The organism is Pseudomonas sp. (assembly GCF_036387035.1).
In the GTDB taxonomy this organism is placed as follows: domain Bacteria; phylum Pseudomonadota; class Gammaproteobacteria; order Pseudomonadales; family Pseudomonadaceae; genus Aquipseudomonas.
In genome coordinates, this window is record NZ_DASVUM010000254.1 from 1 (window position 1) to 10236 (window position 10236).

Below are 10236 nucleotides of genomic sequence, written 5' to 3' on the forward strand. Positions count from 1 at the left end.
GTTTGGTGAGTTCGTCGCCGAGTACTACCAGGAGGCGCTGAGCAAACACGCTGAAGTGCTGAAGGAAATCGGCTTCAACCTGCACAACGGCATCGGCGACCTGTACGCCCGCATCAAAGACCTGCCGGCCGACCAGCAAGCGCAGATCGAAGCGGACGTCAAAGCCGTTTACGCGACCCGCCCTCCTCTGGCGATGGTCAACTCCGACAAGGGCATCACCAACCTGCATGTGCCGAGCGACGTCATCGTCGACGCCTCGATGCCTGCGATGATTCGTGATTCCGGCAAGATGTGGAACAACGACGGCGTCCTGCAGGACACCAAGGCCGTGATCCCGGATCGTTGCTACGCGACCATCTATCAGGCCGTGATTGAAGACTGCAAGCAACACGGCGCCTTCGATCCGACCACCATGGGCAGCGTGCCAAACGTTGGCCTGATGGCGCAGAAAGCCGAAGAGTACGGCTCGCACAACAAAACCTTCCAGATCGAAGCCGATGGCGTGGTCCGTGTGACCGACGACAAAGGTCAGGTCCTGATGGAGCAGAACGTTGAAGCCGGCGACATCTGGCGCATGTGCCAGACCAAGGACGCGCCGATCCAGGATTGGGTCAAACTGGCCGTCAACCGCTCGCGCCTGAGCAACACACCGGCGATTTTCTGGCTGGACCCTGAGCGCGCGCACGACGCGGTCATGATCAAGAAGGTCGAGCAGTACCTGAAGGATCACGACACCGCGGGCCTGGACATCACCATCAAGTCGCCCGTCGACGCGATGAAGGTTTCCCTGGAGCGTATCCGCGCGGGCAAGGACACCATTTCGGTGACCGGTAACGTGCTGCGTGACTACCTCACCGACCTGTTCCCGATCATGGAACTGGGCACCAGCGCCAAGATGCTGTCCATCGTGCCGCTGATGAATGGCGGCGGGCTGTTCGAAACCGGCGCCGGTGGTTCGGCACCCAAGCACGTTCAGCAGTTGAACGAAGAGAACTTCCTGCGCTGGGATTCGCTGGGCGAATTCCTGGCACTGGCGGCCTCTCTCGAGCACTTGGGCAACGTCTACGGCAACCCGAAAGCGCTGGTACTTGCCACTGCTCTGGACAAGGCCACCGGCCAGTTCCTGGACAACAACAAGTCACCTTCGCGCAAGGTTGGCGGCATCGACAACCGTGGCAGCCACTTCTACCTGGCCACCTACTGGGCTCAGGCCCTGGCGGCACAGACCGACGATACGGCGTTGCAAGCCAAGTTCACCGAGCTTGCAAAAACCCTGGCTGACAACGAAGCGACCATCGTCGCCGAACTGAACAGCGTACAGGGCAAGCCATTGGACATCGGCGGCTACTACTTCCCCACCCCGGAACTGGCCAGCAACGCGATGCGCCCAAGCAAGACCCTGAACGACGCGATCAACGCGTTGAAGTAAGGCGTGCCGATGGCAGCTAACGCTGCCTGGAGCGACAAGAAAGCCCTGGCCATTGCGCCGGGGCTTTTTTTTGCTGACTGACACCGCCCCCTGTAGGAGCCATCGGAGGTTACGACGGTCGCGAATCCGGTTTACCTGACACTCCGCATCGCGACCCTCGTAAACTCGGATGGCTCCTACAGATAACGAGAAGTCCCAATGACCTGGCACCCCCACATCACCGTCGCAACCGTCATCGAAGACAACGGCCGCTTCCTGTTCGTCGAAGAACTAAAAAACGGCAAGTTGGTGCTCAATCAACCCGCCGGGCACCTGGAGCCTGACGAAACCCTGCGTGAAGCGGCCATCCGCGAAACCCTGGAAGAAACTGGCTGGGACGTCGAACTGACCGGCGTCGTCGGCGTTTACCTGTACACCGCGCCGAGCAATGGCGTGACCTATCAGCGCGTGTGTTTTGTCGCCAGAACAGTGCGGCATCACCCCGAGCGAGGGCTGGACACCGGCATTGTCGGCGCCCCGTGGTTCAGCCGCGACGAACTTGCCAGCCAACCGGAGCGCTGGCGCAGCGAACTGGTGCTGCGCTGCGTCGACGAGTACCTGGCGGGGCCGATTCACAGCCTGGACGTGATTCGCGACTGACTGGCCCCTTCCCGGCTGAAGCCGGTCCTACAGACCGTATGCACCCCGCAGACCGGCTTTAGCCGGGAAGGCGTCAGATGTCATACCGCAGATTCTGCTTGTTCGTTCAGGCCCCTTCCCGGCTGAAGCCGGTCCTACAGACCGTATGCACCCCGTAGGACCGGCTTTAGCCGGGAAGGCGTCAGAGGTCACACCGCAACATTCAGGGTGTTCATTCAGGCCTCTTCCCGGCTGAAGCCGGTCCTACTAATCCCTTGCGTCTGTGCAACTGAATAGCTTTTAGCCTTGGCGCCGACTCCCTGCTAGAATCGCGCCCTTTCCTGCTGCTACCCAATCGAATTCCTATGTCTGATTCAGCCTTTTCCGATACAGAAAAGAAGCGCGTCATTGTCGGCATGTCCGGCGGCGTGGATTCTTCGGTCTCCGCCCTTCTGCTCATGGAGCAGGGATACCAGGTGGAAGGCCTGTTCATGAAGAACTGGGAAGAAGACGACGGAACGGAATACTGCACCGCCATGGACGACCTCGCGGACGCCCAGGCCGTGTGCGACAAGATCGGCATCAAACTGCACACCGTGAACTTCGCGGCCGAGTACTGGGATCACGTCTTCGAGCATTTTCTCGAGGAATACAAGGCCGGCCGCACGCCGAACCCGGACATCCTGTGCAACCGCGAGATCAAGTTCAAAGCCTTCCTCGATTACGCCTTCATGCTCGGCGCCGACCTGATCGCCACCGGTCATTACGTGCGTCGCCGGGACATTGACGGCCGCACCGAACTGCTCAAGGGACTGGACCCCAACAAAGACCAGAGCTATTTCCTGCATGCCGTCGGCGGCGAGCAGATCGCCAAGACCCTGTTCCCGGTCGGCGAGCTGGAGAAACCCGAGGTGCGCGCCATCGCCGAGAAATACCAGCTGGCGACCGCTAAGAAGAAGGACTCGACCGGCATCTGCTTCATCGGCGAACGTCGCTTCACCGATTTCCTCAAGCAGTACCTGCCCGCCCAGCCCGGCGAGATCAAGACCACCGAAGGCGAGGTCATCGGTCGGCATGCCGGCCTGATGTACCACACCATCGGCCAGCGCCAGGGCCTGGGCATTGGCGGGCTGAAAGATGCTGGCGACGAGCCGTGGTACGTACTGGTCAAAGACCTGGAGCACAACGAGCTGATTGTCGGCCAGGGCAACGAACATCCCTGGCTGTTCTCCCGCGCCCTGCTCGCCTCGGACATCTACTGGGTCAACCCGGTCGACCTGAGCAGCCCGCGCAAGCTGACCGCCAAAGTGCGTTACCGCCAAAGCGATCAGCGCTGCACGCTCGAACGCACTGAAACCGGTTACCGCGCCACCTTCGACGAGCCGCAACGCGCCGTCACGCCCGGCCAGTCGGTCGTGTTTTACGACGGCGAGGTCTGCCTGGGTGGCGGCGTCATCGAAATCGCCGAGCCGTGGCACACCAGGGATGCACGTTGATGACGCCGATTCAGGAACAACTCGTCGCGCTGGCCGGGGTCTTCCAGGCCGCTGTGCTGGTCGATCGCATCGCCAAGACCGGTCAGGCTGGCGAAGCCGCCGTGGGCTGCCTGATGGGCACGCTGCTGGTCCTGGACCCGAAGGACACGATGGACGTGTTCGGTGGCGATGACCTGAACCTGCACGAAGGGTATCGCGCCCTCGCCAGCGCCCTCGAGCGCGATCCGGCCTCGCTGCAACGCGAGCCACTGCGATACGCCCTGGCGATGCTCGGCCTGGAGCGCCAGCTGTCCAAACGCGAGGACATGCTCGACACCATCGGCAAGCGCCTGCCGCAGATCAAATCCCAGGTCGAGCATTTCGGTATTGTTCACGAGAACGTGATTGCCGCCAGCGGCGCGCTGTACCAAGACACCCTGAGCACGTTGCGTCAGCGGATCCAGGTCCACGGCGACATGCGCAATCTGCAGCAACCCAACAACGCGTCGAAAATCCGCGCGCTGTTACTGGCCGGTATTCGCTGCGCGCGCCTTTGGCGACAAGTGGGCGGTCACCGCTGGCAACTGGTCATCAGCCGCCGCAAGTTGTTGAAAGAACTATATCCACTGCTCCATCGCTGAGTGGCAAACGCCATGCAGCCCGCTCCAAACCCGACATCGCGCGACTCATAACGGTCAGCCAGCCTCGGCTGACCGGGATTTTCATGTATGATACGCGCCCCTTTTCGTTGCCCGACAGTCCGAGAACACCCCATGCAGCTTTCTTCGCTCACTGCGGTTTCCCCTGTAGATGGCCGCTACGCCGGCAAAACCCAGGCCCTGCGCCCGATTTTCAGCGAATACGGTCTGATCCGTTTCCGCGCCCTGGTAGAAGTACGCTGGCTGCAACGCCTGGCGGCTCACCCGCAAATCCCTGAAGTCCCGGCGTTTTCCGCCGACGCGAACGCCCTTCTCGATGCGCTGGCCAATGACTTCGCCCTCGAGCACGCCGAACGCGTGAAAGAAATCGAGCGCACCACCAACCACGACGTCAAGGCCATCGAGTACCTGCTCAAGGAGCAGGCCGCCAAGTTGCCGGAGTTGGCCAAGGTCAGCGAGTTCATCCACTTCGCCTGCACCAGCGAAGACATCAACAACCTGTCCCACGCGCTGATGCTGCGCGAAGGCCGTGACACCGTGCTGCTGCCGCTGATGCGTCAGATCGCCGAGTCCATCCGCGAGCTGGCGATTCGTTTCGCCGCCGTGCCGATGCTGTCGCGCACCCACGGCCAACCGGCCTCGCCGACCACGCTGGGCAAGGAACTCGCCAACGTCGTTTACCGCCTCGAGCGCCAGATCGCTCAAGTGGCCGCCGTGCCGCTGCTGGGCAAGATCAACGGCGCCGTCGGCAACTACAACGCACACCTGTCGGCTTACCCGGACATCGACTGGGAAGCTAACGCCCGTGCTTTCATCGAAGACGAACTGGGTCTGGGCTTCAACCCCTACACCACGCAGATCGAACCGCACGATTACATCGCCGAGCTGTTCGACGCGATCGCCCGTTACAACACGATCCTGATCGACTTCGACCGCGACATCTGGGGCTACATCTCCCTGGGCTATTTCAAGCAGCGCACCATCGCCGGTGAAATCGGTTCGTCGACCATGCCGCACAAGGTCAACCCGATCGACTTCGAAAACTCCGAAGGCAACCTCGGGATCGCCAACGCGCTGTTCCAGCACCTGGCCAGCAAACTGCCAATCTCCCGCTGGCAGCGTGACCTGACCGACTCCACCGTGCTGCGCAACCTCGGCGTGGGCTTCGCTCACAGCGTGATTGCCTACGAAGCGAGCCTCAAGGGCATCAGCAAGCTGGAACTCAACGAGCAGAAGATCGCCGCCGATCTGGACGCCTGCTGGGAAGTTCTGGCCGAGCAGATCCAGACGGTCATGCGCCGCTACGACATCGAGAACCCGTACGAGAAGCTCAAGGAACTGACGCGCGGCAAGGGCATCGGCCCTGAAGCGCTGCTGACCTTCATCGATGGCCTGGACATGCCTGCCGAAGCCAAGGCCGAGCTGAAGAAGCTCACGCCGGCGAACTACATCGGTAACGCTGTGGCGCAAGCCAAGCGCATCTGACCGCACCGCACACGCTCCGAACGCCCGGCTGAGCCGGGCGTTTTTATTCCCGTCGCAAAAACTCGTTTTTTCAATAGGTTACACATGAATCCTGACATCCCTCTTCAGCTCCTAGGTGGTATCACAGCGCGCGAGTTCCTGCGTGACTACTGGCAGAAGAAACCTTTGCTGATCCGTCAGGCCATTCCGGATTTCCAGAGCCCGATTGATGCCGACGAACTGGCCGGTCTGGCGCTGGAAGAAGAAGTTGAATCGCGCCTGGTCATCGAAAAGGGCGAGCGCCCGTGGGAGCTGCGTCGCGGCCCCTTCGCCGAAGACGAATTCAGCAAGTTGCCGGAGCGCGAGTGGACCCTGCTGGTTCAGGCCGTGGATCAGTTCGTTCCTGAAGTCGGCGAACTGCTGGAAAACTTCCGCTTCCTGCCGAGCTGGCGCATCGACGATGTGATGATCAGCTATGCCGCCCCGGGTGGCAGCGTCGGCCCGCACTTCGACAACTACGACGTGTTCCTCCTGCAAGGCCACGGCAAGCGTCACTGGCAGATCGGCCAGATGTGCGATTCCGAGAGCAAGCTGCTCGAGCACGCCGACCTGCGCATCCTCGCCGACTTCCAGGGTACGGATGAATGGACGCTGGAACCGGGCGACATGCTCTACCTGCCGCCTCGTCTGGCCCACTGCGGCGTCGCGGTGGACGAGTGCCTGACCTACTCGGTGGGTTTCCGCGCGCCAAGCGCCGCCGAAGTGCTGACCCACTTCACTGACTTCCTCAGCCAGTTCATGCCGGAAGAAGAGCGCTACACCGACGCCGATGCGCAACCGGTCAGCGACCCGCACCAGATTCAGCACGACGCACTCGACCGCCTGAAGGGCTTGCTGGCCGAGCACATGGGTGACGAGCGCCTGCTGCTGACCTGGTTCGGCCAGTTCATGACCGAGCCTCGCTACCCGGAACTGGTGGTCGGGCCGGAGCTGGCCGAGAGCGAACTGCTCGACAGCCTGGAACAGGGCGCAGTGCTGATCCGCAACCCGAGCGCGCGACTGGCGTGGTCGGAAGTCGACGAAGACCTCCTGCTGTTCGCCAGTGGTCAGAGCCGCCTGTTGCCGGGCCACCTGCGTGAACTGCTGAAAATGATCTGCGCAGCCGATGCGCTGCACATTGATAATCTGGGCCAGTGGCTGGCAGATGACGATGGACGTAACCTGCTCTGTGAGCTGGTCAAACAAGGAAGTCTGGGGTTTGCTGATGAATAAGATCCGCGTACGGGTAGCCGACTGGCAGAAAGACAACGCCGACATCCGGCGCATTCGTGATGCCGTGTTTGTGTCTGAGCAATCGGTGCCGCCTGAACTGGAATGGGACTCGGAAGATGCAGGCGCACTGCACTTTCTGGCGCTGGAAGGCGATTACGCCGTGGGCACCGCGCGGCTGTTGCCGGACGGTGAATTCGGCCGATTGTCCGTGCTCAAGGACTGGCGCGGGTTGAACGTGGGCGATGCGCTGATTACGGCGATCCTGGCCGAAGCGGAGCGCCGCGACCTGAAACAGCAGAAGCTCAGCGCGCAGGTTCACGCCACAGCGTTCTACGAGCGTTTCGGCTTTACCGTGGTCAGTGAAGAGTTTCTGGAAGCCGGCCTGCCCCATGTGGACATGGTGCGCCACTCGCACTGACAGCCTTTGTCCGCCCGCGCCGCACCCGACGCCCCGACGTTCGCGCTTCAGCTGTCTATGCTGAGGTCGAGCGCCGGGGCGTTATGCTGTCTGCGATTCAACTTGGAGCGGCGCAGGCCGACATACTGGCAAACCCGTCGCTCAGACGTGCCCCTTGCGGAGACCACACCGATGTCATTACGCACCCTGCTCGCTTCACTGCTGCTGGCTTGCAGCTTCACGGCGGTGGCCGCCACTGAAGTCATCCCCCTGAATTACCGCACCAGCGACGATCTACTGCCCACTGTGAAATCGTTTCTGGGCAATGAGGGCAGCGTCAATGCCTATGGCAACAAGCTCATCGTGAATGCCGAACCGGACAAGATCAGCGAGCTGCGCGACCTGCTCGGCCAGCTCGACACCGCGCCCAAGCGGCTGATGATCAGCGTCGACACCAGTGACAGCACGGTCCAGAGCGACCAGGGCTACTCGGTCAATGGCACCGTGCGCTCACAGGACGGGCGCCTGAGTGCCGACGGCCGGACACGTATCCAGAATTACGGCACCGCCAGCCGCGACGGCGGCCTGCAGCAGGTTCAGGCCAATGAAGGCACGCCTGCACTGATTCAAGTGGGCCAGAGCATACCGATCACCTCGGTGCAATCCGATGGCTACGGCTACCCGCAGACCAACACGCAGTACCGCAACGTGACGCAAGGCTTCTATGTCACGGCGACGGTCACCGGTGAGATCGTTCATCTGAGCATCAGCACCAACAATGATCGCATGAGCCAGCAGCAGGCCGACGCGATCAAGGTACAGAGCACGGATACCCAAGTCAGTGGTCGGCTGGGTGAGTGGATTACCCTGGCTGGCGTCAGCGATCAATCCCGCGCCGACGAGCACGGCGTTGCCCGCCGTTACTCGACCCAAGGCCACAACGACATGCAGCTGCGGGTTAAGGTCGACAGCCTGGATTGAGGGGACCTCATCGCTCCCCCTGTTGGAATACGACCGCTACGATGCCTGGTGACACGTCGAATGATCGGCTGTATGAGACCTGCAGGAGCCGGCTTGCTGGCGATCGGTGTCTGTCATTCACCACTCTGGTGGCTGGAAATTGGGTTCGCCAGCAAGCCGGCTCCTACAGCTTTTGCGCACCATATTGGTTTATCTGACGGCCCGGACAGTTAGCATCCTCACCCATTATGTAGTGCCGGATCAGGCACTACATCTCATCCAATGCCCGTGACCGCCCAGTATCCACGGCGACTTGCCCGTCCAGCACTCATGAGCCCCAAACAGACCGGCGAGTCAATTCGGCGCTTTTGTGTAGTGACGGTAAAAAGGCACTACAAAGTATTTGACGATGCAAAATCGTCGAGGCATGATGGCCTCGCTCCCACTGATCGGAGATTGCCAAGAACGCCTCCTGATCGCGCTCGTACGTGACACGTTCGTGCCGATTAGCGTCTTTTAGGCCCACAAGGCAGCTTCATCGCCTCATCATCCGAATGGCGAAAAGAACGGACTCAAACACGATGCTCCCCGACTCAGTGAGCAGCCATCAGTGCGCCTTGAAGAAACGCCCGGCGCCGGCGAAGCAAGGAGCTTCACCTCAAGACCCACAACATCAAGCAACGAGGTTTACCCCATGGCACTGACACGCGAACAACACATTGCAGCCATCGAGAAAGACTGGGCCGAGAATCCACGCTGGAAAGGCGTAACCCGCACCTACTCCGCTGCTGACGTCGTCCGCCTGCGTGGCTCGGTTCAGCCTGAACACACGTTTGCAAAACTGGGCGCTGAGAAGCTGTGGAAGCTGGTGACCCAAGGCGCCAAGCCGTCCTTCCGCCCCGACAAGGATTTCGTCAACTGCATGGGCGCCCTCACCGGCGGGCAGGCCGTTCAACAAGTCAAAGCCGGTATCCAGGCGATCTACCTGTCTGGCTGGCAAGTGGCGGCGGACAACAACTCCGCGGAGTCGATGTACCCCGATCAGTCGCTGTACCCGGTCGACTCAGTCCCGACCGTGGTCAAGCGCATCAATAACGCGTTCCGCCGGGCGGATCAGATCCAGTGGAAAGCGGGCAAGAACCCGGGCGATGAAGGCTATATCGATTACTTCGCACCGATCGTTGCCGACGCTGAGGCCGGCTTTGGCGGCGTGTTGAACGCCTACGAGCTCATGAAGAGCATGATCGAGGCAGGCGCCGCCGGCGTGCACTTTGAAGACCAACTGGCGTCGGTCAAGAAATGCGGCCACATGGGCGGCAAGGTCTTGGTCCCAACCCAGGAAGCCGTGCAGAAACTGGTGGCGGCGCGTCTGGCGGCCGACGTTGCCGGCGTGCCGACCATCATTCTGGCACGCACGGACGCCAATGCTGCGGATCTGCTGACCTCGGACTGCGACCCGTACGATCAGCCATTCGTCACCGGCACCCGCACGCCGGAAGGCTTTTATAAAGTGCGTGCCGGCCTGGACCAGGCAATTGCCCGTGGCCTGGCATACGCCCCGTACGCTGATCTGATCTGGTGTGAAACCGCCAAACCGGATCTGGACGAGGCCCGTCGCTTCGCCGAAGCGATCAAGAAGGAATACCCGGATCAGCTGCTGTCGTACAACTGCTCGCCTTCCTTCAACTGGAAAAAGAACCTGGACGACGCGACCATCGCCAAATTCCAGCGCGAACTGTCGGCAATGGGCTACAAGCACCAGTTCATTACGCTGGCGGGCATTCACAACATGTGGCACAGCATGTTCAACCTGGCGCACGACTACGCCCGCAACGACATGACCGCCTACGTGAAACTGCAGGAGCAGGAGTTCGCCGACGCCGCCAAGGGCTACACCTTCGTGGCGCACCAGCAGGAAGTGGGCACCGGTTACTTCGATGACATGACCACTGTTATCCAGGG

The 10236-nt window shown here is 61.2% G+C and carries 9 protein-coding genes; all 9 read left to right on the plus strand.

The annotated features are described in order from the left end of the window. Positions 1-1429, plus strand: a 1429-nt coding sequence (locus tag VF672_RS23145) for an NADP-dependent isocitrate dehydrogenase (RefSeq protein ID WP_331107301.1), incomplete at its 5' end; no start/stop codon positions are given. Between the two features lie 198 nt (positions 1430-1627). Beyond that, a complete protein-coding gene (locus VF672_RS23150; protein WP_331107303.1) occupies positions 1628-2068 on the plus strand; it encodes an NUDIX hydrolase in 441 nt (146 codons plus the stop codon). Positions 2069-2412: 344 nt separating this feature from the next. After that, positions 2413-3543: a tRNA 2-thiouridine(34) synthase MnmA gene (mnmA, locus tag VF672_RS23155; RefSeq protein WP_331107305.1), complete on the plus strand. Its 1131-nt coding sequence runs from the start codon at positions 2413-2415 to the stop codon at positions 3541-3543. Continuing rightward, positions 3543-4163, plus strand: coding sequence for a high frequency lysogenization protein HflD (gene hflD / locus VF672_RS23160; RefSeq protein ID WP_331107308.1), 621 nt, complete (start codon positions 3543-3545; stop codon positions 4161-4163). Before mnmA ends, hflD begins: the two co-directional genes overlap by 1 nt. A 132-nt stretch (positions 4164-4295) precedes the next feature. Then, positions 4296-5666 carry an adenylosuccinate lyase gene (gene purB, locus VF672_RS23165; RefSeq protein WP_331107310.1) on the plus strand — a complete coding sequence of 457 codons (1371 nt, stop codon included), beginning with the start codon at positions 4296-4298 and terminating at the stop codon, positions 5664-5666. A gap of 84 nt (positions 5667-5750) precedes the next feature. Continuing rightward, positions 5751-6917 carry a cupin domain-containing protein gene (locus VF672_RS23170; RefSeq protein ID WP_331107312.1) on the plus strand — a complete coding sequence of 389 codons (1167 nt, stop codon included), beginning with the start codon at positions 5751-5753 and terminating at the stop codon, positions 6915-6917. Continuing rightward, complete coding sequence (locus VF672_RS23175; protein ID WP_331107314.1) at positions 6910-7335, plus strand: GNAT family N-acetyltransferase; 426 nt, start codon at positions 6910-6912, stop codon at positions 7333-7335. Before VF672_RS23170 ends, VF672_RS23175 begins: the two co-directional genes overlap by 8 nt. A 171-nt stretch (positions 7336-7506) precedes the next feature. Next, positions 7507-8295: a secretin N-terminal domain-containing protein gene (locus tag VF672_RS23180; protein WP_331107316.1), complete on the plus strand. Its 789-nt coding sequence runs from the start codon at positions 7507-7509 to the stop codon at positions 8293-8295. 673 nt (positions 8296-8968) lie between these two features. After that, the coding region (aceA, locus tag VF672_RS23185) for an isocitrate lyase (protein WP_331107318.1) at positions 8969-10236 on the plus strand (1268 nt) is incomplete at its 3' end.

What these genes read in the sequence shown, in the direction of transcription:
- VF672_RS23150 (WP_331107303.1), top strand. Translation starts at nt 1,628, where the DNA reads ATGACCTGGCACCCCCACATCACCGTCGCAACCGTCATCGAAGACAAC.
- mnmA (WP_331107305.1), top strand. Translation starts at nt 2,413, where the DNA reads ATGTCTGATTCAGCCTTTTCCGATACAGAAAAGAAGCGCGTCATTGTC.
- hflD (WP_331107308.1), top strand. Translation starts at nt 3,543, where the DNA reads ATGACGCCGATTCAGGAACAACTCGTCGCGCTGGCCGGGGTCTTCCAG.
- VF672_RS23170 (WP_331107312.1), top strand. Translation starts at nt 5,751, where the DNA reads ATGAATCCTGACATCCCTCTTCAGCTCCTAGGTGGTATCACAGCGCGC.
- VF672_RS23175 (WP_331107314.1), top strand. Translation starts at nt 6,910, where the DNA reads ATGAATAAGATCCGCGTACGGGTAGCCGACTGGCAGAAAGACAACGCC.
- VF672_RS23180 (WP_331107316.1), top strand. Translation starts at nt 7,507, where the DNA reads ATGTCATTACGCACCCTGCTCGCTTCACTGCTGCTGGCTTGCAGCTTC.
- purB (WP_331107310.1), top strand. Translation starts at nt 4,296, where the DNA reads ATGCAGCTTTCTTCGCTCACTGCGGTTTCCCCTGTAGATGGCCGCTAC.